22 protein-coding genes are annotated in these 22,927 nt (G+C 54.5%); 8 read left to right on the plus strand and 14 right to left on the minus strand.

Annotation, left to right across the window (positions count from 1 at the left end):
* Nucleotides 1–21 precede the first annotated feature (21 nt).
* The 6 genes from WEB64_RS11725 to WEB64_RS11750 form a co-directional block, all read right to left on the minus strand.
* Entirely contained in the window at nucleotides 22–1,341 is a 1,320-nt protein-coding gene (locus WEB64_RS11725; protein WP_368065612.1) for a type II and III secretion system protein family protein, read from the minus strand.
* Nucleotides 1,341–2,198 carry a Flp pilus assembly protein CpaB gene (gene cpaB / locus WEB64_RS11730; protein ID WP_368065613.1) on the minus strand — a complete coding sequence of 286 codons (858 nt, stop codon included), beginning with the start codon at nucleotides 2,196–2,198 and terminating at the stop codon, nucleotides 1,341–1,343. The genes WEB64_RS11725 and cpaB overlap by 1 nt, the downstream gene beginning before the upstream one ends.
* 67 nt (nucleotides 2,199–2,265) lie before the next feature.
* Nucleotides 2,266–2,412 (minus strand): hypothetical protein, encoded by a 147-nt coding sequence (locus WEB64_RS11735; protein WP_368065614.1) that lies wholly within the window; start codon nucleotides 2,410–2,412, stop codon nucleotides 2,266–2,268.
* 11 nt (nucleotides 2,413–2,423) lie between these two features.
* The gene (locus WEB64_RS11740) at nucleotides 2,424–3,134 is read right to left on the minus strand and encodes a hypothetical protein (protein WP_368065615.1); all 711 of its coding nucleotides are present in this window, start codon (nucleotides 3,132–3,134) and stop codon (nucleotides 2,424–2,426) included.
* A complete protein-coding gene (locus tag WEB64_RS11745) occupies nucleotides 3,110–4,138 on the minus strand; it encodes a TadE/TadG family type IV pilus assembly protein (protein ID WP_368065616.1) in 1,029 nt (342 codons plus the stop codon). Before WEB64_RS11745 ends, WEB64_RS11740 begins: the two co-directional genes overlap by 25 nt.
* 79 nt (nucleotides 4,139–4,217) lie before the next feature.
* Nucleotides 4,218–4,463 (minus strand): hypothetical protein, encoded by a 246-nt coding sequence (locus WEB64_RS11750; protein WP_368065617.1) that lies wholly within the window; start codon nucleotides 4,461–4,463, stop codon nucleotides 4,218–4,220.
* Between the two features lie 640 nt (nucleotides 4,464–5,103).
* On the opposite strand from WEB64_RS11750, the gene WEB64_RS11755 reads away from it, so the two are divergent.
* From WEB64_RS11755 to WEB64_RS11790, 8 genes are all read left to right on the plus strand, one after another.
* Nucleotides 5,104–5,991, plus strand: a complete 888-nt coding sequence (locus WEB64_RS11755; RefSeq protein ID WP_368065618.1) for an AraC family transcriptional regulator — start codon at nucleotides 5,104–5,106, stop codon at nucleotides 5,989–5,991.
* Between the two features lie 106 nt (nucleotides 5,992–6,097).
* Nucleotides 6,098–8,500 (plus strand): pilus assembly protein TadG-related protein, encoded by a 2,403-nt coding sequence (locus tag WEB64_RS11760; protein WP_368065619.1) that lies wholly within the window; start codon nucleotides 6,098–6,100, stop codon nucleotides 8,498–8,500.
* A 355-nt stretch (nucleotides 8,501–8,855) separates the two neighbouring features.
* Complete coding sequence (gene glmS / locus WEB64_RS11765) at nucleotides 8,856–9,320, plus strand: methylaspartate mutase subunit S (protein ID WP_368065620.1); 465 nt, start codon at nucleotides 8,856–8,858, stop codon at nucleotides 9,318–9,320.
* Nucleotides 9,317–10,726 (plus strand): glutamate mutase L, encoded by a 1,410-nt coding sequence (locus WEB64_RS11770; protein ID WP_368065621.1) that lies wholly within the window; start codon nucleotides 9,317–9,319, stop codon nucleotides 10,724–10,726. Before glmS ends, WEB64_RS11770 begins: the two co-directional genes overlap by 4 nt.
* Nucleotides 10,716–12,179 (plus strand): methylaspartate mutase subunit E, encoded by a 1,464-nt coding sequence (locus tag WEB64_RS11775; protein ID WP_368065622.1) that lies wholly within the window; start codon nucleotides 10,716–10,718, stop codon nucleotides 12,177–12,179. The genes WEB64_RS11770 and WEB64_RS11775 overlap by 11 nt, the downstream gene beginning before the upstream one ends.
* A 38-nt stretch (nucleotides 12,180–12,217) precedes the next feature.
* Nucleotides 12,218–13,492 carry a methylaspartate ammonia-lyase gene (locus WEB64_RS11780; protein WP_368065623.1) on the plus strand — a complete coding sequence of 425 codons (1,275 nt, stop codon included), beginning with the start codon at nucleotides 12,218–12,220 and terminating at the stop codon, nucleotides 13,490–13,492.
* Entirely contained in the window at nucleotides 13,482–14,672 is a 1,191-nt protein-coding gene (locus WEB64_RS11785) for a CaiB/BaiF CoA transferase family protein (RefSeq protein ID WP_368065624.1), read from the plus strand. The genes WEB64_RS11780 and WEB64_RS11785 overlap by 11 nt, the downstream gene beginning before the upstream one ends.
* 4 nt (nucleotides 14,673–14,676) lie before the next feature.
* The gene (locus tag WEB64_RS11790) at nucleotides 14,677–15,540 is read left to right on the plus strand and encodes a CoA ester lyase (protein WP_368065625.1); all 864 of its coding nucleotides are present in this window, start codon (nucleotides 14,677–14,679) and stop codon (nucleotides 15,538–15,540) included.
* Nucleotides 15,541–15,549: 9 nt separating this feature from the next.
* Here WEB64_RS11790 and WEB64_RS11795 read toward each other — a convergent pair whose 3' ends face one another.
* From WEB64_RS11795 to WEB64_RS11830, 8 genes are all read right to left on the minus strand, one after another.
* Entirely contained in the window at nucleotides 15,550–16,512 is a 963-nt protein-coding gene (locus tag WEB64_RS11795) for a LysR family transcriptional regulator (RefSeq protein WP_368065626.1), read from the minus strand.
* A gap of 150 nt (nucleotides 16,513–16,662) precedes the next feature.
* Nucleotides 16,663–18,603, minus strand: coding sequence for a methyl-accepting chemotaxis protein (locus WEB64_RS11800; RefSeq protein WP_368065627.1), 1,941 nt, complete (start codon nucleotides 18,601–18,603; stop codon nucleotides 16,663–16,665).
* Between the two features lie 675 nt (nucleotides 18,604–19,278).
* Nucleotides 19,279–19,578 (minus strand): type II toxin-antitoxin system RelE/ParE family toxin, encoded by a 300-nt coding sequence (locus WEB64_RS11805; RefSeq protein ID WP_368065628.1) that lies wholly within the window; start codon nucleotides 19,576–19,578, stop codon nucleotides 19,279–19,281.
* Nucleotides 19,578–19,817: a type II toxin-antitoxin system ParD family antitoxin gene (locus WEB64_RS11810; protein ID WP_368065629.1), complete on the minus strand. Its 240-nt coding sequence runs from the start codon at nucleotides 19,815–19,817 to the stop codon at nucleotides 19,578–19,580. The genes WEB64_RS11805 and WEB64_RS11810 overlap by 1 nt, the downstream gene beginning before the upstream one ends.
* 114 nt (nucleotides 19,818–19,931) lie before the next feature.
* Entirely contained in the window at nucleotides 19,932–20,357 is a 426-nt protein-coding gene (locus WEB64_RS11815; protein ID WP_368065630.1) for a secondary thiamine-phosphate synthase enzyme YjbQ, read from the minus strand.
* 29 nt (nucleotides 20,358–20,386) lie between these two features.
* Nucleotides 20,387–21,451, minus strand: coding sequence for a succinylglutamate desuccinylase/aspartoacylase family protein (locus WEB64_RS11820; RefSeq protein ID WP_368065631.1), 1,065 nt, complete (start codon nucleotides 21,449–21,451; stop codon nucleotides 20,387–20,389).
* A gap of 1 nt (nucleotide 21,452) precedes the next feature.
* Entirely contained in the window at nucleotides 21,453–22,358 is a 906-nt protein-coding gene (gene rimK / locus WEB64_RS11825) for a 30S ribosomal protein S6--L-glutamate ligase (protein WP_368065632.1), read from the minus strand.
* Nucleotides 22,355–22,852: an ATP-dependent zinc protease gene (locus WEB64_RS11830; RefSeq protein ID WP_368065633.1), complete on the minus strand. Its 498-nt coding sequence runs from the start codon at nucleotides 22,850–22,852 to the stop codon at nucleotides 22,355–22,357. The genes rimK and WEB64_RS11830 overlap by 4 nt, the downstream gene beginning before the upstream one ends.
* Between the last annotated feature and the right edge of the window lie 75 nt (nucleotides 22,853–22,927).

Below are 22,927 nucleotides of genomic sequence, written 5' to 3' on the forward strand. Positions count from 1 at the left end.
TGAGCGCCTTCAGTAGTAAAATCAGTCAAACAGACTGAACTGGACCGCTTTACGGGATTCCGTCAACAGATTTTCAAACTGTTCAAGCCGGCGTTTGTTGACCTCATCGATGGCCGATACCAACGTTGGACGAACCATCACCAACAGCTCAGTCTCACGATTCTGGAAGGCTCTGGACTTGAACAACTCACCAAGAATGGGGATGTCCCCTAACCCGGGAACCTTGCTCACATCCTTGGATGATTCATTACTCAACAGGCCCGACACCACGAAGCTCTCTCCGTTAAGAAGGCTCACATGGGTATTGGTTTTGCGGGACACGAAACCGGGGATACCGTTGATTGACACAGACGGGTCGATGGAGCTTACCTCAACAGCAATGCGGGTATTGATCAGGCCGTCTGCCCCGTCTGCAATGGGTTCGATCTCCAGAATGATGCCGTAATCTTTATATTCGATTCTGGGCTGCCCGTTCTCATCCAGAAAACTAACCGGTAATTCTCCACCGACCACAAACCGGGCCTCCTGTCCGCTGACCACCGATACCTGGGGTTCAGCCAACAACCGTGCCACACCATCCTGCGCCAGCAGATCAATAGCTGAGGTAATTCGCGTTCCCCAACCTGTATAGGTCTGGGTACCAATATCCAATGGCAGCATCATGCCGTTAGTCGATTCAAAACCGTCTGGCAAGACCGGACGAAAAAACGAACTGGTACTCCAGTCACTGATCAGTCCAACTTCAGGCCCCGCAAAGGTATCGGCCCAGTCAACACCAATTTCGGTCAGGCCACTACGGCGTACTTCGACGATGCGGGCGTTCAGGTTAATGGTGGGGAGGGCAACCACCTTCGATATCGTCACCTCACTGATGATTTCGCTGTAACGCTCAGACAAAGCTTCTGCCAATGCTGCATCCCTGGGCCGCAATGCCTGACCGAAAAGCAGCAGATCGCCATTGCCCAATGCCCGCATTTCAATACCTTCCAGATCCGATATGAGAGCGGCGAGCTCATCCTCCGCGATCTTCACACGAGACGATCCAACCGTCAGGCTATATCGATGTTGCTTGCCATCATCCGTCCATACCCGAAGATCGGTAGAACCGGGCACCAGACCGATAACCAATACCTCGTCGGTTTCACTCAGCGCGTGTACTTCAGCGAGTTCACCGTTTCCTAGCGCTACCCGGGTAACACCAGGCGCATCAACAAGCGTTGTGAACCCAACGGATACCTTAAGTGGATGTGCGGCCACCACTGTCGAGAACAGAAATGAGGCAATCAGAACACAAGTCAGAAAACCCAGTTGGTTGCCCAACTGCTTGACGGGATATCTCATCAACCTCGCCCTCCAATAATCACGTGAATATTTCTGGGTGGCACGATCGGCGGCCTGGTAGGCATCATTGGTTGAAGTGGCAACTTTGAAGCCGGTGGTGAAGGTGCATCAAAATAGCGACCGAAAGGATCGTCAAACAGCCCTTCCATTGTCATTGCTTTTGCAAAGCCCTCGCTTTCGTCCTCAGGCGAGCGCAACACGGCTGTCAACGAACCTTCCTGCCGGGCCTGCAAAAGCCGTGCAGAATCTTTGGGGGAAAGCTCAAGAGTGATGTGCTGGTAGCGACGGTCATTGGCACCCTGAAAGACCTCACCAACGGCGAGAATTTCCAGGTTGTCCAGCAGGGGCAGTGTCACGAGTCCTTCCCGGTTTTGCATTCGCATGGTAGCTAACAAATCAATTTTGTCCCCGGGGTTCAGCAACCCACCCACAGAAGACACCATATCTACTGGAAAGGTGACAGCGCGCATTCCTTCGCCAATCTGGCTTGAGAAAGTTCCGGTCCGGATCACCCCTCGGGTCACATAATTGGTCAACACTGGTTGGCCTGCGGCCACATCGACTACCAGGTTGGCCCCCTCTATACGGTTAAGTTGTTTGGGATGAATTGCCTGGCTGGGGACGAAACGCTTGGGGAGGTGCACTACCCGAAGATTGCTACGGGCAACCTCCCCCCCTCTGGCAAGGTCGACACTGGCAGCGACCACCGGCATCATCTCGTACTCGCTTTCAAGTTGTGTACGTATGCCCGACACCCGCCCCTGTATGTAGTCCGCCGACAACCAGACCGCCACGCTGCCCACCAGCACCGATACGACTGCGATAATCATTAATGAACGTTTCGGGTTCAGCTTCATTGTTGTTATTTACCTTTGCTATTGGCGTTCACGGGGCGGGGCCCGGCCGGTTATTGTCGGGTCAGAATTAACTGCCCCCAAGCACCTGAAAATACCCTCGCTGATAACTCTCAGCCCCCCTGATGAACAGATCCACCGTAAACCAGCTCATCAGCAAGAATGAGGTAATGACGATGTACTCCACCATCACATTCCCACTCTGGCGCCCGCTCATGAGCTTGCGGCTCAGTTGTGGCAATTGACGTTGACGGTGGCCATTGCACTGCCATCGATGGTTTGATCCATCGCGATCAGTCGACATAAGCGCTCCCCTTTGCTCAAAACCCGATAAACGGCGATTTCCTCCGACCCCACCTTCACCTCGTCCGGCGCTGGCTTCCAGCCGTCATCCTCAAAACCTGTTACCAAGGCACTACCCACATCCACTGCCCGTTGCGGTGACACTCCGAGAACCGCCTCTCCCACTCTTTGACCGTCCCGGTAAAACTCGTGGGAGAGTATGTCTACACTGTCTGGCACCGGCACCGTCGGCGTGGACATCTCGGGCTGGAAAAGATCGGGGCGTGGCGTAATCACTACAAATCCAGCACTACCCTGGCCGTATTCCGAACGCTGACCCTGTACATTGATGAAATGCCTGGCGTCTGACACGCCCAATGTCTGCAGATCACCCAGGGTCATAACGTCTCCTACCAGGAAATCCCGCTCTTCAAGGTGTAAACCCATCTCCACCATTACGTCGTCAATGCGCCGGTGCGAACGAAAACCGTAGATTCGCATCGGCATGCCATTCTTGATCAGGTCCGGTGATACCTCGGTTACTTCAACCGAGGATGGAAAGCTCAACTCCGGCACCCGGCCTCCAGGGAATGGCGCCGCCAATATCGAGGCGGACCACAGGCCCACGATAACTAACAGAGATAGGAGTCTTGACATTTCAACGGGTTAACCTCAGGTTTGACGCTATCCACTTCCGGAATGGCGCGTGTGAAGGGCAAGGCCACGGAACTGGCGTCGAGCAATGGGTTCTTTGCCAGCAAAATGTCACCGAAAATTGGCACCCACGTGAGAAGATCGCTCTGCGCACCCATTCTTGAATTTATGCCGTCGAAGATCGCCTGATTGGCGACGGTGATGTAATCCGCAAGTGGCTTGACGTCCAACCCATGCACTTTGCGCACGAAAACGTCTTCATTTTTCGGCGCCCAGGAATTCGTCAATAACGACGCGGTTGAGCTGATCCTCAACTCGGATTGACCGTCAGCCTCGTTAAAATCGAGCCACCCCAATGACCAAAAAGCGTGAAAAACATTAGGCAAGGCCAGAGTAGCCTGTGCGCTGATAACAGAATCCTGGGGTAACTTCAGCCCCCGGTTGGCCAGCGGCTCAATACCGAAATTCTGGAGCGAATCAGAGGCCAGGTACACGTCCTGTTCATTCCGCTCCATTGTGTGAAAGTACCGCGAACGCAGACCTTCCCAAGCCGACCGGCTGTCATCTCCCCGTGTGCCCTGAACAAAAGCACCGACATTGCCACCAAAAGTCCTATACCCGGAGTGTGTGGTTCCGCCCCAGGACAGAACATCCGGGTTGTCATTATCGCTTCCGCTGTAAGCCGCCACTTCAGCCATATTGCGATCGGATCGGATTCGAAGGTTGGGGTTGGTGGTATAAGCCAGGCCCGCCTGAAAAATATCAAATTCAGATCGAATCACGGTGCTGGCACTGCCGCCTAATTCATCGCTGTCCCCGCCACTCCACGGGTGCTCCGGGTCGGCCCAGACAGCGCGCTCCCAGACGGAGTATCGGGCAGTGGTAACCGTTGTGGTCTTGGCCTGCAGATACATCGCTATAGCCATAATACCGGCTGCAATTGCAATGATCAGAGGCGCTACTACGACCATTTCAACCAGAGCCTGACCATGCTGTTGTCGGTACATCTCTGTTACCCCGCCAAACTGTCAAAAAACACTGGAGGTTGACCCCACGAAAACCTCCAGCGCCCGTTACAGGCTAATGCTAGTCGCCGTCGAAATAGTCCGTGAGGTCTGAAGCCTCATCGTCGCGTTCGCTTTCAACCGCTTCGCCAGTACCGTCACCCGACAATGCTGCGGCCATATTTGAAAACTGGCCTTTGACAACACCACCGAACATGCTGACCACCGCAATTGCAGCCAATGCGACGAGGGCCACCACAATGATGTATTCGGACATTCCTTGACCGGCCTGCCCGCCCACGATTTTATGGTTATGAGTCTTTTTCATGTTGAACTCCTGAGTTTCCTCGGGTATTTCAGGTGACCCGGAGGACCACCTGACATTGTTGCCAACCGCTCCCAGAGCCCTGGGGGAAGTCGGCACCCACTTCCGGAACAAAAGCTCATGCCTCATGACTACGTAACATCTCGTATTTTCATGTAAGCCATTGCGCATTTTCCGTATCTAAAGGTTAGGCAATTGTCGGGTCACGCAGCTACACAAAATTTGTCCAATGCTTGCGAAAAATTGACATGCATTTTTTTAAGACCTTACCGAAAGCATAAAAAGAACGGAGATCGTACCCACCACAACCCTGTCAGACTGCTGATACACAACATAAAAAAATAGCATTCCCAACTGAAAAAAAGCCGCCTGACAGAATGGAAAGTATTTTAGGCAGCATACAAAGATTTAAGAGGATAAAAATAATGCCCCTTTGTGTGACGAAGAATCGGAGCTTTTTGTAAATATTCAGGAGGTTTTTGCATTCCCCTACCCGGCTTTTTCTTTTAGCTTAAAGTTGATAATTATAAAAACAAATTTTCCTGAGAACGGATTCCACCAATGAAAAGTGCAGATTCACGTATTACAAACACTCTATATTTCGATTTTTAACTGTAATAAGAACTAGAATATTGGTGAAAAAATGCATCCGAAATATGAACTATTGCGGTGGGGAGATGAAGCTTCATTTCATTATATAAACTGTAATGATAATGCCTTGATAAAGCGATGGCATTACCACGAAGAATTTGAGCTGCATTACTTCCTGGAATTCTCAGGAGAGTCTTACGTCGGTGATTATGTCGGTCCCGTTCAGCCAAAAACATTGTTTCTTATCGCACCAAAATTGCCACACAGCTGGATCAGAAAGGCCAACGCAGATACAGGCCAGGAAAGCCCCCCATCAGACTTCCTTATTTTATTTTCCGAAGTCATGATTTCAAATGCATATCAAATATTTCCAGAGCTTAGCCAGCTTGAAGGCATGCTAGAAGACGCGAAATTTGGCATCGAATTTGTCAACTGCCCCAATGTGATAGAAGTGGGTAAGCTTATGATGGAATTGAATAACAAAACGGAGGGTTGCGCCAAGCTTGTTCAGTTCTTCTCGATACTTGATAAATTAATGCAGTGTGATTATAAAAAACTTGCTTCGTCTCGGCTGATCCATCGAAAAGACAATACAGCCAGTGAAGCTCTGAACAAGGCTCTCGATTATATAAACAACCATTTTCATGAGGGCATCTCTCTCGAATCAGTCTCTGAATTCGCAAATATGAGCCCATCTTACTTTTCCCGGGTGTTCAAAAAATGTTTTGATATCGGTTTTCTGGACTATGTAAATAAACTCCGAGTTGAAAAGGCGTGCTTGCTGCTTACCAAGACAGATAAAGCAATTTCGTCAATAGGTTACGAATGCGGATTCTGCAATATTTCAAATTTTAACCGGAACTTCAAAAAATATTTGAACAAAGCACCCTCCGAGTTCCGGGTAGCTGACAAAACACCGATGATTGCAATGCATGATTAATTGAGGACGTCCGGTCAATTTTTGATAAGCATTGAACAATATTTGCACAGCAGTAACGAGACCATTCCGCTAACCTCATATCAAGGCAAATCGGCGGGGTCAATCAATGAAAAAAATCCAGAACGGACAGGTAATGCCAGTGCTGTTGCTTGTGGTACTGGCGGTGCTGATAGTGGCAGTGGTTTCCTACAATGCTTCCCGGGCCACCGTCTCTAAAATGGAACTGATCAATGCTGCCGATGGCGCCGCCTACAGCGGGGCCCTGCAAACCGCCCGATCGATGAATTTCATGGCCTATACCAGTCGGGGTATGATCGCCAACACCATCGCTGCTGGCTATCTGGTCTCTTACATCAGCCATCTACGACACCTGGCTGCCGGCATTGATGAACTCACAAAACCCAGACAGTTGCTGGCCAAAGTGGCCAGTTTTGCCGCCGGTTCGTTCAAGGAACAGGTCACCGGGATTGCAGATTTCAAAGCCGATGACACCAACGACGACGTCCAGGACCCGATGCTGGAACCCCTGCTGGACCCGGACGCCCCGCGCTCCGATGATCCGGCCTTCGGCCCCGATGCGGCTCAGCAGGACCAGTTGCAGAACGAAGCCAACCAGACCCAGCAAGACAATAACAGCGTAGCGGGCAACAAGTTCCAGCGCGCCGGACGCTTTGGTGGCGCAGTGCTCGACAAGCTCGCCACCACCATCGGGTACGGCACCATTCCGCTGACCGACTTGCTCAACACCGCCTACGCCGGTATCCAACTGGCCGAATACGCAGCCATTAGCAATGCCGTCAATGGCACCATGACTCAGGTCGCCGCAGGCTACGGTGACGACATTTTGGTAACCGATGACAATACCTCGGACATCTACGCCTGGATGCTGCCTGTGCGCCCCGGCATCGACGGCTTTGGCATCAGCATTCCCAAAACCTTCAAGTTCAACCTCGGCAAACATATTGGTGACCGGGCGGTCTCCACGGGCAATCCGCTCGGTGGCATCGCAGGGATAGTATCAAGGCTCGCTCTGGGCGCTCTCGGCGGCGAAGGTGCCCTGAAACGAGCAAGTGGGGTGTCTCTGAGCCCAATGCATCGCCTGATCAACGGGTCTATCACCTTCTACGACGATGAGAGATTCATGGTGTGGGAAAGAGCCTGGCGGGCCTGCTTCCAGATGGTGCCCACGCCCCCGGGCCTCTTGCCGCTGGCGCCAATCCCCCTCAACCCTGGTGCGGATGATCGCCTCGATGTCTACGTCACGCCACCTTGCACACCGCCCTTTGTGCCTCCCGCTTTACCAGGTATGGCTCAGGTCGCTATCGATAAAACCGGCGGTTCATCCCTCATTTTCGCCCGTGAAGCCGGCTCTGAAAGTGGCCGGGAAATCATGCGCAAACGCGGCAAGGCGCCCGACCGACCGGAAGCCTGGGAGCAACCCGGCAATCCCTACGAAGACGATGCGCCCACCGGCCGGGGCGAAACCCGCGGGGACGGCCTCTGGGGCGTGCTACCGGGCAATCCTTATGAAGACGGCATTAACGCGGGGGGCTCTTCCATCGGCCCCAGCCCGCCACAGAGTGGCTCTATAGAAGACCAGGCCAACCGGCCGGAAAACCAGGCCCGCCGGTCCGGTAACCGGACTGACCGCCGCTACTCCGATCTGTCTGACCGCAGCCCCATGCGCCAGGCCGTTAAGCAAACCCAGCAGGCCGTTATTGAACAGTTCCGTAACCGGCTGTACTCCAGCGGCCTCGGCCAGCAGTCCGGCATTGCAGGGCTGGCTAAAACATTAGCCAAGGGCGCAGCCTGGGGGGCCGACTGGCAATCTGAGGACAAGATTGAAATGGGTGCTTTTGTCTGGCGTCCCAAGTTTCAGGCCCTATTTCCGTTTATCAATATCCCGAAAACCCTGTTTGCTTCCAAATTTGACCTGGAGGGCAATGAACTGGCCTGGGGCGGTGCTACCGCGAAAGAGTTCTGGCCCACCTATCAGGGCGTGCCTATGTACATGGCCCTGACCGAACTGCCCTGGACCGACGGCCTTTCCTATGGCCTGGATGCCAAGCAAAACGGGCGCTCCATTGATGTGGAAGTGCGCCGACCCGTCACCAGCTCACTGCTGGACCTGGGTTTTATGGATGCACCCGATGACATCGAATTCCAGGCCACTGCCCGGGGTGAAGTATTCTACTACCGTCAGCCTGACGATGATGACAACTACCGTATCGAGGAGAACTCCGAGCGATTTCCCCATGGTTACTTTCCGGTGCCCGGCTCTGTCGAGGCGCCATTGTTATCTCCTTTTGCCGGGCTAGCTGCCAGCGTACTGACAACAAGCAATGTTGAGTGGTTCAATCTGATGACAAACTGGTACGGCCAGAAGTGGGCCAATACCCAGATTGCTGTGCCTATCATGCTGGATTTGCTAAAGCCTTCATTGGGTATTTCGAAAGAATTACCCAACTTGCTGACACCGTTCTGGGATGCCCGGCTGGCTCAGCTCTGAGCAGCGAACACCCACCTGTAATTTCCACAGAAGACCGGGGCCGCGTCATGAAGGGTCCCAGCTAAATCTCCCTGCCTGGGAACATTCCCCCTCCCAGACTCATCTTCAGCGCCAGACCACTTTATTGCCTAAGCTGCTGTCATCTCTGGCTTTAATACCGAAATTCGCACTTTCACCTTATGCAAAACAACAAAATTTGCATAAGAGCGCAATATTTGTCTAATACTAATTAATCAGACAAACTTACCTTTAAAACCTTTATAAATAACTTTTTCTTATCTATTATATATATCGTCATCTGATTATTTCCGCCTCGCTTTTCCTGTAGCCAGGCCGCAAGTTAAGGATTAACGCCATGAAAGCTAAATCGAATACGCGTGAGTACACCATTGTTCTGGGTGTTATCGGTTCCGACTGTCATGCAGTGGGCAACAAGATTCTCGCCAGCGTACTGAGCCAGGCCGGTATCGAAGTGATTAACCTCGGCGTCATGGTCAGTCAGGATGAATTTATCGATGCGGCAATCGAAACCGGTGCCGATGCGATCTTGGTGTCTTCGATTTATGGCCACGGCGAAATCGACTGTCACGGCCTTCGTGGTCGTTGTCTCGAACGAGGCCTGGACGACATTTTGCTGTATGTCGGCGGCAACCTTGTTATTGGTAAGTCCGATTTTCGTGATATTGAAACACTGTTCAGGAAAATGGGGTTCGACCGCGTCTGTTCGCCTCGCGTTGATCTTCATGAACTGATCACGTGCCTCAAAAACGACATCATCGAGCAGAGGTTCGCCCGCGAGCCATTGACCAAATCCGCATGATCATTACGTCCATAGACATCGGGTCCACCTGGACCAAAGGTGCAGCCTTCAGAATGAGTTCTTGCGGAACGCTGCACTTACTTGCTCAGGCGTCGCGCCCGACATCTGTCAACAACTTGTCGGACAGTTTTTTCGAGGTATACCGCACTCTTGAACAGAGCGGCGCGTCCGATCAGTTGTTCTATTCTTCATCAGCAAAGGGTGGCCTTTCCGTGGCAGCACTGGGCATCGTGCCCGAAGTCACCTCTGAGATGGCACGTATTGCTGCTTATTCGGCGGGCGCGAAGCTCAGTCAGGTTTATTCTTACCGCCTGACGCGCGATGACATTGTAGCGTTGGAAGACGCGCCCCCCGACATCCTGCTATTTGCCGGGGGTACTGACGGAGGCCATACCGATTGCGTGCTGTACAATGCTGCCGCTATTGCCGCATCCACCCTGACCTGCCCCATTGTCTACGCGGGCAACCGCTCCATTCAGTACGAGGTTACCGACCTGCTTTCGGGACGGGATGTGACCTGCGTAGAGAACCTGTTGCCGGCGTTGGAGCGCCCGAACCCCGAACCTGCGCGGTTAGCCATGCGTGAGGTTTTCCTGGCGAGCATTGTCAGCGGTAAAGGGCTGGACATCATCGTAGAGGCCACCGGCGAAGAGCCAACCCCCACTCCCTATGCCATCTATGAATACAGCGAACACATCCGGGCCCACGTTCCGGGATGGGAAGAGTTCATGCTGATCGATCTCGGTGGGGCCACTACAGATGTTTATTCCTGTCACCAGGAACAGCTCGTTAGCGGCACTGTGCGACGGGGCTTACCAGAACCGCTGGTCAAGCGCACCGTCGAGGGCGATCTGGGCATGCGGGTTTCTGCAGTCACAACTGCTATCGCAGGGGACGACCTCATCCAGGGCATGTTGCTGCAAACCGGGTATGCCAACGAGGCTTTCCGCGCCCATCTGGACCAAGTATTCAAAAACCCCGACACGATCCCTGAAGACATGGCAGGACGGGTATTTGATGATGCCCTTGCCGGTACCTGCGTCGTAAATGCCTGCAGCCGCCATGCAGGACGAATCCATCAGGTGAGTAAGACTGATGGCCTGGTGAACGTTCAGACCGGCCGTGACTTGTCGGGCATCCGTCGAGTCATTGGTTCCGGCGGTTACCTCTCAAGAGTGGAGCAGTTTGATCCCAACCCATGGTTGGCATGCCTCGCCCTGGATGAGCAAGGTAAAGAAATACTGACCCCAAGAAATGTCAGGTTCTACCGCGACAAGCACTACCTGTTTCCGTTACTGGCCAACGTCGCCCGGGGTTACCCTGAAGCTGCAGCTCATGCCGGTATCGCCCAGCTAAACGCTTCTACAGAAGCAGCAGCCCGAGAGCTAACTACCCATGCCCTTTGATTCGATGGAACCGCTTGTTAATAAACGCCTGAGCGACAGGATATTTGATTCTGAACGAGAAGTGGTGCTCGGTACATGGCCGACGGGAGCGGATGTCAATTTCAAGGACGGCGTTCGCTATCAGCTCGGTCTGCCGGAAAAGAAGCAATTTTCAGCCGTGATGAAAGCGGCGGACGACGCTGGCCGAACGTTATTACAGCCGCGAGCAGGGGTAGCTCTGTTGCAGGAACAGATAACCCTGTTGACGGATTTACAGCCCCATTGCGATGTGTTACCGACCACGATTGACGCTTATACCCGGCACAACCGATACGACAAATGCGCTAACGGCATCGCCCGCTCACGGGAAGCTGGCCGCTCCCTTATGAACGGCTTTCCCGCAGTCAACCACGGCCTCCATGGCTGTCGGGAACTGGTCGAAGCACTGGACAAACCGGTTCAGGTTCGACATGGCACGCCCGACGCCCGCCTCTTGGCCGAGATCACCCTGGCGGCAGGGTTTACCAGTTACGAAGGCGGTGGCATCTCCTACAACATCCCCTACGCAAAAAGCGTGAAACTCAAAGATAGCATTCGGCACTGGCAGTACTGCGATCGGCTTGTTGGCCGTTATGAGGATGAGGGCGTACACATCAACCGTGAACCATTCGGCCCGCTGACCGGAACGCTGGTGCCGCCGTTTGTCTCCCATTGCGTAATGATTCTGGAAGGCTTGCTGGCCCTGGAGCAGGGGGTCAAATGCCTCACTTTGGGTTACGGCCAGGGCGGCAATCTGGTTCAGGATATCGCGGCAATCCGCTCGCTACGGGAGCTTGGTGACGAGTATTTCAATGCAGCCGGGTTTACGGGTTACCAGCTCAGCGCCGTCTTTCATCAATGGATGGGCGGCTTCCCGGATGAGGAGTCATCAGCCTACGGCGTCATTTGCCTTGGCGCGGCAGCGGCTTCCCTGGCCGGGGCGACCAAGGTGATCGTCAAAACACCCCATGAAGCGGGCGGTGTGCCAACCATGGCAGCCAACCGGGATGGTCTCCGCGCAACCCGCCAGATGATCAACATGCTGGGCGAGCAGCAAAAGCCAGCAGGCGAAGACGTCGCCCTGGAAACCGACATGATAAAACGCGAAGTGCGGGCCGTACTCTCTCGGGTGTTCGCCCTTGGTGAGGGCAATATTGCACTCGGAACCATCCGCGCATTTGAATCCGGGGTTATGGATATTCCCTTCGCCCCTGCGCGGGCCAACGCTGGCACTCTGATGCCGATACGTGATGACAACGGGGCCTTACGGGTGCTCGATAAAGGCAACGCCCCCTTGCCGGATGACGTACTCGCTTTTCACCGGGACAAAATCGCCGAGCGGGCATCGAGCGAGGGGCGGGCGCCATCGTTCCAGATGGTTATTGATGATGTCAACGCGATCTCAAACAGCCGCCTGATCGGGCGACCTTGCTAAAACCCTAACCACTTTGCCAGGAAAGCACGAGCCGATTCATGAAAATAACACGCGCTTTATTTGTGGGTGGCTTGTCCGCCTTTTATTTCGACGATCAGAAAGCCATCAAACGGGGCTCCAAACAAGACGGCTTCACCTATCAGGGTGAGGTACTGACTCCAGGCTTTCGCTCCATTCGTCAGGCCGGTGAATGTGTGTCAGTGATACTGACTCTGGAAGATGGCAGCGTCGCCGTAGGGGATTGTGCAGCAGTGCAGTATTCCGGTGCCGGGGGCCGTGACCCCTTGTTTACCGCCGATCACTTCGTCACTTTTATGAATACTCATTTGAAACCGCTTCTGGAGGGCTTGACCGTTGATCGCTTCCTCCAGAATACCCGGTTTTTCGATAACCTCGAAATTAATGGCCAGCGTCTGCACACCGCCATCCGGTACGGAGTCTCCCAGGCATTGCTGGAAGCCGCCGCGCTCGCTAGCCGTTGCTTGAAAATGGAGGTGATCTGTCGTGAATACCGGCTGCCAGTGATACCAGAGGCCGTCCCTCTATTCGGCCAAAGCGGTGATGATCGCTATCGTGCAGTCGACAAGATGATCATCAAGCAAGTCGATGCCCTGCCTCATGGGCTGATAAACAACGTGGCAGACAAGCTTGGGCAGCGCGGCGAAAAACTGCTGGAATACGTGACCTGGCTTGAGAGACGCATCCGTGCTCTACGTCAAAACCCGGATTACCGGCCAGATTTGCATATCGACGTTTACGGCACCATCGGCCTGATCTTCGACCAGAATCCCCAACGCATCGCAGAGTACCTGGCTCGCCTGGGCAAGGCCGCTGGCGAGTTTCCCCTGCAAATCGAGGGGCCTATTGATGCCGGTGAGAAGATACTTCAGATCGATTCCCTCAGGGCTATCTCTGACCGCCTGAGGGCGCTCGGTTCGGACGTTGGCATCGTAGCCGACGAGTGGTGCAACACCTACCAGGACGTGGTGGATTTTACCAACGCCCAGTGCTGCCACATGGTTCAGATCAAAACACCGGATCTCGGCAGCATCCACAACGTGGTAGACGCCATCCGCTATTGCAACGACAGAGGCGTGCAGGCTTACCAGGGCGGTACTTGCAATGAAACCGATGTTTCCGCCCGCACCTGTGTTCACCTGGCTCTCGCCGCTCGCCCTATGCGAATGCTGGTCAAGCCCGGCATGGGCTTTGATGAAGGCATGAACATCGTGGCCAACGAAATGCGACGCAGCATCGCCATGCTGCCTCCGGCAAAACCCACTCCGACAGCGAGATCAATCAATGCCAATTAACGAATGCGGCGGCAACGCCCTCACCAAACCCTATGAAGGCCTTCGGGTCGTCACCATAGAACAGGCCGTCGCGGCTCCGCTTTGCTCCTGTCATTTCGCCGAAGGCGGTGCCCGGGTCATCAAAATTGAGCGCAGTGGCGCCGGCGATTTTGCTCGTAAATACGACACCGTGGTTAAGGGCGAATCGTCCTACTTTGTTTGGGCCAACCATGGCAAGGAATCCCTCGCGCTAGACATCAAAAACCCGGAGGACGCAAAGCTCTTGCACCAAATTCTTTCAGGCGCGGACGTATTCGTTCAGAACCTCGCGCCCGGCGCCATAAGCCGTGCTGGCTTCGACACCGGCGAGTTGCGCTCCCGACACCCCCGCCTGATCACGTGTGATATCAGCGGGTACGGTGAAACCGGTCGCTACCGGGACATGAAAGCCTATGATTTTCTTGTGCAATGCGAAAGCGGCCTGGTCGCTATTAATGGCTCGCCCGAAGGCCATGGCCGCATAGGGGTATCCATCTGTGATATCGGCGCAGGCATGAATGCGGTCATCGGAATTCAACAAGCGTTGCTGTTGCGGGAGCGAACCGGAAAAGGCAGCGGCATTAAAGTGTCCCTGTTCGACACCGCGGCCGACTGGATGACCGTGCCACTTCTGCACACCACCTACGGAGGCAAAGCCCCGGAACGGGTCGGCCTGCATCATCCGTCCATCGCACCCTATGGCGGATACGAAACCAGAGATGGAGAAATCCTGGCCATCTCGGTCCAGAACGAACGGGAATGGGCACGGTTCTGCAATGAGATACTGGAAAACCCTTGGCTAACATCAGACCCCCGCTTCAGCACTGGCGAGGCCCGCGTCAGCAACCGAAAGGCGCTGGATGTCTACATTAACCATGTCTTTTCTTCCAGCCTGAGACAGATTCTCGAAGACCGGCTTAAATCGGCTGACATTGCCTACGGTGCCGTCAACTCAGTGGAAACCTTTGCAGACCACCCACAGTTGCGCCGCCGTTCAGTTACGCTGCCGGATGGTGAAAACGCAGAGTTGGTTGCACCCGCGATCAGGCGTTCATACGAGCCTGAGGCTGCAAGCTATGGCCGGGTTCCAGGGCCCGGTGAGCATACGCAGGCCATTCGCGACGAATTTGCCGTACCTCAACATGATCTGAACAGGAGTTAACGGAATGACTACCCTGCTGCCTCGTTGCCGCTCATTGCTGTTTGTTCCGGCTCACATTCAACGCTTTGTAGACAGTGCCCACACCCGGGGTGCGGACGCCATCATTCTTGATCTGGAAGATAGCGTACCGCCACATCTTAAAGCGTCCGCCCGCAGCCAACTCACAGACGCCGTAAACCACCTCGACTCGCACGGCCTGACGGTGGGCGTTCGTATCAATCGCGATATGAGAAACGCTGTGTGGGATCTCGAAGCTTCAGTGGTGCGGGGGGTCCAGATAATTCTGGTGCCGAAGGCCATGAGCGCGAGCCACCTTCAGCTTATCGACGAGTTAATCACCGAGCTGGAAACTGAACGAGGCCTGCCCGGCGGCAGCATTCACCTCATGGCTTTGATTGAAACAGTTACTGGCTTGAGCCAGGTCAACGAGCTGGCAAAGTCCTGCACCAGACTGACCGGCATCGCGCTCGGGGGCGAGGATCTGAGTGCCGATGGCCACTTTGAGCCAACACCGGAGATACTGTTTCAACCTTGCCAGCAGGTGGTGTTTGCCGCCCGGGCGGCTGGCATTCAAGCCTTCGGGTTTCCAGGCAGCATTACGGAATATGGCGACCTGGATGAATTTGCCGCTTCGGTGAACCGTGGGCGAGCGATGGGCTTTGATGGCGCGCTTTGCATTCACCCCAGTCAGGTCGACATCCTGAACCAGACTTTTCAGCCAAATAAACAGGAAATCAGCCACGCAAAACGAGTGATTGAAGCCTACGAAACCGCCATTGCGGAACATCGGGGAGCGGTGGTTCTGGATGGCAGAATGGTCGACCTTCCGGTGGTCACCCGCGCTCGGGCGTTGCTGTCCGTGCCTTAACCTACAGCCTCATTTCGCGCCCTTTGACGGGGTCTGAGTAGCAGATTCGCCAAAAAACTCCGCCATGAACTGAGGCCCCTGCTCTTTGACAAACTGCTCAAACCTCGTCGCCGCCTCACTCAGTTCACGCCCTTTAAGGTGAACGGCGAACCAGGTCCGGATCTGCGGCATACCCTGCACGTCGAGTACGCTGAGAAGCCCCAGTTGACGCTCTAAATGAATGGTGTGGCCGGAGATTACCGCCACTCCCATGTTCGCCATTACCGCTTGCTTGATGTTTTCGGTGCCACCTATTTCCTGGATTCGTGGCACGCTCAGACCGCTATCCTCCAGAAAGCGCTCAAGTACCATACGCGTTCCCGATCCCTTTTCCCGCACCAGAAAAGTTTCGGTGCCAAGCTCCTTTGGGTCAATTGAGGACTTACCCGCCAGAGGGTGATTTGCATTGGCAATGACCACATACGGATGATCCGCGAACGGCACTGACTCAACCTGAATACGCCGGGGAGAGCGCCCCATCAATGCCACATCCACCTGCTGATGTTCCAGCTTTTCAATGATGCTACGGCGATTGGCAATGACGATATCCAGCTTGGTGTCCCGATGTTCAGCCTGGAACCGTGCCACCAGATGAGGGCCAAAGTTGCGTGAGGTGGTGACCATACCCACTTTAACCGTGCTGCGCTGTACGCCCTTTAACGCTCCAATGGCTTCATTAGCGTCACCCAATGTCTGGGTGATGCGCTCAGCATAAGGAATCAGGGTTTCTCCGGCCACGGTTAGCACCAGGTTACGGCCCCTTTTCTCAAACAACGGCGCCCCCAACTCTTCTCCCAGACTGCTCATTTGCATGGAGACCGCAGGTGGGGTCAGACTCAAAATTTCCGCTGCGCGTATAAAGCTCGAAGTCTGCGCTGCGATCAGGAAAATCTGTAATTGACGAAGCGTTATTTTGTGAAGGGCATCTTCCATCGTTAAACTTTCCAGCTACAAGTCGAGTTAACGAGTTACTTTAGCTTATTGATAACGGCCCGACTATGATTCGCGAGCTGGGGAACAGGCTGTTCAACCAGAGCACCATTTCGGTGCTCTGACATTTTCCCCGAATCAGGCCCTCGAGGTTCAAACCTTGAACTGTTTCGATGCCTGCTGAAGCTCCCGGATCACCGTTTCGATCGCCTGGCTGGCGCTGTCAGAACGACGAATGGCCACCACCGCTGCTTCTGCTGACTGCTCCATGTCGTGAACATTGCCGGTGATTTCCCGGGCCTGGGTACTCTGCTCCTCAGCCGCGGCGGAGATCACCAAAGCCCGGTCTTGTAGCTGGGTCAGCAGGTTATTGATCTTCTCGAAGTGTTCATCAGCAGACCGGAACTGGCTGGCGGAGGCACCCACTCGCTCGGAGGCCTTATTGATCGAGGTCGCCGCCCTCTGGCTGCCGCTCTGTAAACGATCAATAATCACCTGTATTTCAGACGTGGACTGCTGGGTTCTGTTGGCCAGCGTTCGTACCTCGTCCGCCACCACCGCAAAACCGCGCCCGCTCTCGCCTGCGCGGGCCGCTTCAATAGCCGCGTTCAGCGCCAGCAAATTGGTCTGTTCGGCAATGGCACCGATCACCGACAGCACTGAACCAATCTCCCTACTTTCATTGTTGAGCTCGGTCACCACCTCAACTGCCTCAGTTACTTCCGTCACCATTCTGTCCAGCTCAGCCCGCGCCTGGCGGGAAATATCGGCGGTGGCCTCGCTTTCCGAATTAATACCCCGGATCGAATCCGCAACCTGCTGAATGTTCTCAGCAACCTCCTGAATACAGCCTGACATATCGCTTACCGTGGCGGACACCCGGTCAATTTCCTGCTGCTGATTATTCACCACCTCAACCGCTTCCCGACTTGCCTTGCCCTGCTCACCGGCCTGCCCCGCTGCTGTGTTGGCGGCCGAATTGACCTGGCTCACCATGGCCTGGATCCGGGCGATGAACTGGTTGATGCCCCCGGCCATATGACTCAGCTCATCTTTCCCCTTCAGATCAACCCGCTGGCGAAGATCTGCCTCGCCATCGGCAATATCCCAGATCGCCCGGTTCAGCCGGTTAATCTTGAGTAGCACCCCTGCACCCAGCACCAGCGCAATCAACACCAGCAACACAAGACTCGACACAATTGAGAACACTGAAAGGTTGCCAGACAACCCGGCAGCCTTGGCATTAATGCTATCCACCGTGGCTTGTATTTCCTGCTGGGTCATGGTTTCAATATCTGCCAACTGCTGCTGTAAACGTTGACTGACTTGCCCCGTCTCCTGCAGCAGGATACTGCTGACCGCCTCGGCGCTCTCCGTCACCGTGGTATCAAACTGTTCATCCAGTTGGCGCATGTCCTCTGCGATAGCCTGGGTAGACAAACCAAGCTTGAGCTGGCCAATCACAGACCCTTGGGGTGCAATGTCCGCAGTGATAATCACCACATCGTCGGCTTTATCAGCGGCGGCCAGTACCTTAGTGATGGCGCCCCGGCCTTCGCCTTGATCCATCAGCGCTTTTACGCGCTCATCAGTGCGGTCGACATAACGGGTCAGACGCTCACCGTACTGGTCAAAATACGCCGCAAACAGCACCGCCTCGCGCGAATCGATCAGTTCCACCAGCTCGGTCAACTTTGGCACATCCCGATCCCAGATCAACGGCGCGGCGACCGCCGCCACCGCATCCGCCAAGCCCTGAGCCTCGGCTATCACTGCCTTCTCCAGATTGGCGGCAATCTGCTGCTGACGCTCACCCAGCTTAACCTGTAGCTGACCCGTCAGCTCTGACGCAGTCTGTTCCCGCATCGCGCCGAGGCGCCTGTCCACATCCGCGTTAGCCTCTGAAAACCCGGCGCCCACCCGCTCACGTCCAGCTTGCAAAGAAGCCTCCACCGAACGGGTCAAGGCGTCGACCTCACTGCTAATCAACCACTGGCTGACCGAAAGCTGCAAGGCACTGGCCACCACCAACACCAGAAAAACCGGCAACAACAAACGACTGGTAAACAGTGCCCTGAAAAAATGCTGATTCATACTTCACCTGTTTGGAGAACAAAGCCTTACTGGCGGTATTGTGGAGCACAATTCAGACCATGGAGGTCACATCTGGGAGGAGATTTGTTTCGTTTTGTTGGTGTGGGGGGCTGTTAGTGCGGCCAAGAGGCCGTGGCGATTATGCTTGCGGATTGAAGAGGGGAACTCGGATTTAAAACGAAGTCGATTAATTGTTAGCGCCATGGCTCAATGCGGCTTCACAGGCTTCTGAGGGCGTACTGTAAAACGGCGACGAGTCTCCGTCAGAGAAACGCTGACCTGCTATTGCAAAGACGCCTCCAGGAAAAATTTTGCCACAATCAGGTGGATCGCTATGTTAACCAAGGATGGAAAGCTTGGAACAAATCTCGAGGAAAGGTGATGGAGGGGCTTAAGAGTCGGCGCTCTGTGGGATGGAAACTACTCGACCAGGGAGCTTATCAATGACGATCAGGGGCGGGGCTTTTAAGGTCATCGCTCTATTGTTGGCGACACTGTTGTCGGCAGCCTGAAGTGCCTATAGGGAAGCGGAGCGGGATTTTATTGCCAGTGTCTGGACGCTGGAAAATTTCGGCAGCTCGTCGGCTTTTTCGCGGCTCGCTTTCTACGCGGAAGTTCTCTCGTCAAGGATTGAGCTGTTACTGAAATATCGGTCACAGTTTTAAGGCTCACTGGTCACCCTCTCACTGCCTTTTCAGGAAGCATGCGCTTATGGAGGATACGAATAATTTCTACGACACTTCCCGACACGTTCCGATAAAAAATAATGTGGCTCCCTTGAAGAAACAGTCGGTAGCCAGAACTTATCTCATCGCAAGTTTGCCCAAGATTCGGATTTTCTCCCAAACGGTGGAAGCATTGATCGAACTGAAGAATGTAGTGGTTTCGTTGCTCCAGGCCCCATTCACGTTCCGTGTAAAAAGCAATAGCTTTGAGGTCAGCTTTGGCATTCCTGGAAAGCTTGAAATTCGACATCAGCGTCCTTCGTTGTCTAGTTCACGAATAAACGAATCGTAGGAATAGTCTTCAAAACCGCTGTCTTCGCCTTCTTTAAGCAATTTTCGGAGTGTGGTCAGGCGGGTTTCGCTTTCTTCAAGCAGACGCAAACCAGCACGCACTACTTCACTGGTTGAACTGTATCGACCGTTTTTGAGCTGTTCGGTAATGAATGCATCAAAATGTTGACCCAGGGATATGCTGGTATTCTTTTGCATGGTGCCACCTCGATAGTACCAATGTTTGGTATATTTTGATTCAGGTGGCAGAAGAATGCAATTTGGCCAACGATGTGTATAGCCAGGGAGAAATTGAGCAAATGGCTGCCCCAATCACCAACGCCCCTGCAATGTAGCCACAATCCGGCGCCCATCTGCACTATCGCGATGTTCACAGAGATAAATGCCCTGCCAGATACCGAGGGCCATTTGGCCGTTGCTGATGGGAATGGTAACGGAAGGGCCGATGAGCACGCTTTTTATGTGGGCCGGCATGTCGTCCGGGCCTTCAGTGGTGTGTTCGTAGTGGGGTGCCTTCTGAGGCACCATCACGTTGAAATGGCGCTCCATATCACCACGCACGTCCGGGTCGGCGTTTTCATTGATGGCCAGGGAGGCAGAGGTGTGCTGGATGAACAGGTGAAGCAGGCCGATCTCGCAGTTTTTAAGGGACGGCCCCTGGGCGGCCACGATATCCGTGATGAGGTGAAAACCCCGGGAATAAGGTTCTAATTCGATGATGGCCTGGTCCCAGATCATGGTGCTTGCGCCTCCTGTTTTGGCTTGCTCTATTTCTGCTGATCATCCCACGGGTGCATCGGCATGAGAGCCTCGGTGGTTTCCGGGTCGAAGCGAGAGCGGAAGTAGTCCATGGCCTTTTCGGCTTCGTCCAGCTCATCGAATCGGGCCACGTTATAGATGGCCTCGCCTTCATTCACCAATGGCAGGTTGTTCATGCCCACGACGATTCCCGATACCGGGGTGATGATCGCCGTTTCCGTTTCACCGAACGGGTCTGCCACTACCGCCAGTTTTTGCCCTTTGCGCACCCGCTGCCCCAGCCGTACGATCGGACGCATGATGCCGTCGATATCAGCCCTCACCCAGGTAGAGGTGGCGGCAATCTCGGAACGCTTCCTCGGCTTACTCCGCGCGGCCTTGGTCGGCAGCATCTCCAGCGCACGCATCACCCGGATTACCCCCCGTACGCCGCTCGTTATGACCACGTCATCAAAGCGCAGGGCTTCTCCCCCCTCGAAAGTGATGACGGGGATGTCCAGTGAATCGGCGTATTCCCGCAGTGTGCCTTCCCGTAGACTGGCGTTCAGTATGACCGGGGCGCCGAAGGCCTCGGCGATTCTCGCGGTTTCCGGGTTTTTCAGTTCGGCCCGGATTTGCGGCAGGTTGAAGCGGTGGATGGCGCCGGTGTGCAGGTCGATAATATGAGTCACGTTTTCCATGATCAGGGTGCGGAACAGGTAAGCAATACGCCCCCCCAGAGAACCCGTTTCGCTGCCCGGAAAGCAGCGGTTGAGATCACGACGGTCTGGCAGATACCGGGTACGCTGTACAAAACCGAATATGTTGACGATCGGCACCGCCACGAGGGTACCCCGGAGGTGTCGCAGGGAGGCGTTCCGCAGAACGCGCCGGATGATTTCGACGCCATTGATCTCATCACCATGAATAGCCGCGCAGACCAGCATCACTGGCCCTTCACGACGGCCATGCACTACCTCTACGGGGATGTGCAGCGGTGTGTGGGTGTATAACTTGGCAACCGGTACTTCTACGGTTTGCCGGGTGCCAGCCTTGATTTCGACACCGGCAATCTTAAAGGGTGCTCTTGCCAACTTAACCTCTCCCTTTGGTACGGGTCTTCCAGGGTGCCTGGTTTTTCTCGGTCCAGTCGATGACCATGCCAGCCACATTCTTACCGGTGGCGGCTTCAATACCTTCCAGCCCCGGCGAGGAGTTCACTTCCATCACCAGCGGGCCACGGCTCGAACGCAACAGGTCGACACCGGCCACATTCAGGCCCATGGCCTTGGCGGAAGCGATGGCGGTGCGCCGCTCTTCCGGCGTGATCCTTATCAGGGAAGCGGTACCACCACGGTGCAGGTTGGAACGGAACTCGCCTTCTGCTGCCTGGCGTTTCATAGCGGCGATGACTTTGTCACCAATCACGAAGCAGCGTATATCGGCGCCGCCCGCTTCTTTTATATACTCCTGTACCAGAATGTCTGCTTTCAGGCCCATGAAGGCCTCGACCACACTTTCTGCCGCCTTGCGGGTTTCTGCCAGTACCACACCAATGCCCTGGGTGCCTTGTAGCAGCTTAATGACCACGGGAGTGCTGCCCACCATCTTGATCAGATCCGGAATGTTATCCGGCTTGTTGGCGAAGCCTGTAACAGGCATGCCCAGCCCCTTTCGGGCCAATAGCTGCAAGGAGCGGAGTTTGTCGCGGGCTCGGGTGATAGCAACAGATTCGTTAACCGGAAATACGCCCATCATTTCAAATTGACGCAATACCGCCGTACCGTAAAAGGTCACAGAAGCGCCAATACGCGGGATGACGACGTCGAAATCATCCAGGGTCTCGCCGCGATAATGAATTTGGGGCTTGGCGGAGGTGATGTTCATATAACAGTGCAAACAATCAATGACCCGCATTTCATGACCACGGTTCAGCCCTTCTTCAATCAGGCGTCGTGTGGAATAAAGTGATTTATTACGGGACAGGACGGCTATCTTCATTTAAGGGTCCTTAACACCGGTTCCCCGGCTAAATAGGAAGATTCAGGCAGTACGACGCTGTTACCTGCCATCGCGGTTCTGCCAATCAGCATGCGAAAACGCATGGAGTCCCGATTGGTTAATGTCATTTCAATTGGCCAGTGGGACTCACCCACCAGCAAAGTTGTCTGTATCACCAGGCGTTGCTCCCGGTGGCCGCCGGAGTCCGACACCATGCGCTCATCAATCACGGCTGCGTCACACTCCACCACCTGGTGTAAATCATGCTGTACAGGATGAACCCAGAATTTTACCCGGGGCTTACCCGCCTCGTCAGTGTAGGGCTCCATACGAAATGTATGCAGGCACGAGGTTCGGGCGCCCGTATCTACCTTAGCCTTGATGCGCGGAATATCCAGTTCCGGCAGGGCGACCCACTCACGCCAGCCCAGGGGTACCAGTTTGGTTGAGATGGCGATATTCTCGGCGTGAATCTCAGCCGTTTGAGTTGGCATGGGCCATTTCCTTTGTTTCTGCAGCGAGTGCTGGGCAAGTTACGCAGTGGCCTTCACTATAATCCAATTGCCAGG

The organism is Marinobacter sp. (assembly GCF_040882185.1).
In the GTDB taxonomy this organism is placed as follows: Bacteria; Pseudomonadota; Gammaproteobacteria; order Pseudomonadales; family Oleiphilaceae; genus Marinobacter.

What these genes read in the sequence shown, in the direction of transcription:
- WEB64_RS11810 (WP_368065629.1), bottom strand. Translation starts at nt 19,817, where the DNA reads ATGCAAAAGAATACCAGCATATCCCTGGGTCAACATTTTGATGCATTC.
- WEB64_RS11750 (WP_368065617.1), bottom strand. Translation starts at nt 4,463, where the DNA reads ATGAAAAAGACTCATAACCATAAAATCGTGGGCGGGCAGGCCGGTCAA.
- WEB64_RS11790 (WP_368065625.1), top strand. Translation starts at nt 14,677, where the DNA reads ATGACTACCCTGCTGCCTCGTTGCCGCTCATTGCTGTTTGTTCCGGCT.
- rimK (WP_368065632.1), bottom strand. Translation starts at nt 22,358, where the DNA reads ATGAAGATAGCCGTCCTGTCCCGTAATAAATCACTTTATTCCACACGA.
- WEB64_RS11800 (WP_368065627.1), bottom strand. Translation starts at nt 18,603, where the DNA reads ATGAATCAGCATTTTTTCAGGGCACTGTTTACCAGTCGTTTGTTGTTG.
- WEB64_RS11785 (WP_368065624.1), top strand. Translation starts at nt 13,482, where the DNA reads ATGCCAATTAACGAATGCGGCGGCAACGCCCTCACCAAACCCTATGAA.
- WEB64_RS11775 (WP_368065622.1), top strand. Translation starts at nt 10,716, where the DNA reads ATGCCCTTTGATTCGATGGAACCGCTTGTTAATAAACGCCTGAGCGAC.
- WEB64_RS11725 (WP_368065612.1), bottom strand. Translation starts at nt 1,341, where the DNA reads ATGAGATATCCCGTCAAGCAGTTGGGCAACCAACTGGGTTTTCTGACT.
- WEB64_RS11735 (WP_368065614.1), bottom strand. Translation starts at nt 2,412, where the DNA reads ATGAGCGGGCGCCAGAGTGGGAATGTGATGGTGGAGTACATCGTCATT.
- WEB64_RS11770 (WP_368065621.1), top strand. Translation starts at nt 9,317, where the DNA reads ATGATCATTACGTCCATAGACATCGGGTCCACCTGGACCAAAGGTGCA.
- WEB64_RS11740 (WP_368065615.1), bottom strand. Translation starts at nt 3,134, where the DNA reads ATGTCAAGACTCCTATCTCTGTTAGTTATCGTGGGCCTGTGGTCCGCC.
- cpaB (WP_368065613.1), bottom strand. Translation starts at nt 2,198, where the DNA reads ATGAAGCTGAACCCGAAACGTTCATTAATGATTATCGCAGTCGTATCG.
- glmS (WP_368065620.1), top strand. Translation starts at nt 8,856, where the DNA reads ATGAAAGCTAAATCGAATACGCGTGAGTACACCATTGTTCTGGGTGTT.
- WEB64_RS11780 (WP_368065623.1), top strand. Translation starts at nt 12,218, where the DNA reads ATGAAAATAACACGCGCTTTATTTGTGGGTGGCTTGTCCGCCTTTTAT.
- WEB64_RS11805 (WP_368065628.1), bottom strand. Translation starts at nt 19,578, where the DNA reads ATGTCGAATTTCAAGCTTTCCAGGAATGCCAAAGCTGACCTCAAAGCT.
- WEB64_RS11795 (WP_368065626.1), bottom strand. Translation starts at nt 16,512, where the DNA reads ATGGAAGATGCCCTTCACAAAATAACGCTTCGTCAATTACAGATTTTC.
- WEB64_RS11815 (WP_368065630.1), bottom strand. Translation starts at nt 20,357, where the DNA reads ATGATCTGGGACCAGGCCATCATCGAATTAGAACCTTATTCCCGGGGT.
- WEB64_RS11745 (WP_368065616.1), bottom strand. Translation starts at nt 4,138, where the DNA reads ATGTACCGACAACAGCATGGTCAGGCTCTGGTTGAAATGGTCGTAGTA.
- WEB64_RS11830 (WP_368065633.1), bottom strand. Translation starts at nt 22,852, where the DNA reads ATGCCAACTCAAACGGCTGAGATTCACGCCGAGAATATCGCCATCTCA.
- WEB64_RS11755 (WP_368065618.1), top strand. Translation starts at nt 5,104, where the DNA reads ATGCATCCGAAATATGAACTATTGCGGTGGGGAGATGAAGCTTCATTT.
- WEB64_RS11760 (WP_368065619.1), top strand. Translation starts at nt 6,098, where the DNA reads ATGAAAAAAATCCAGAACGGACAGGTAATGCCAGTGCTGTTGCTTGTG.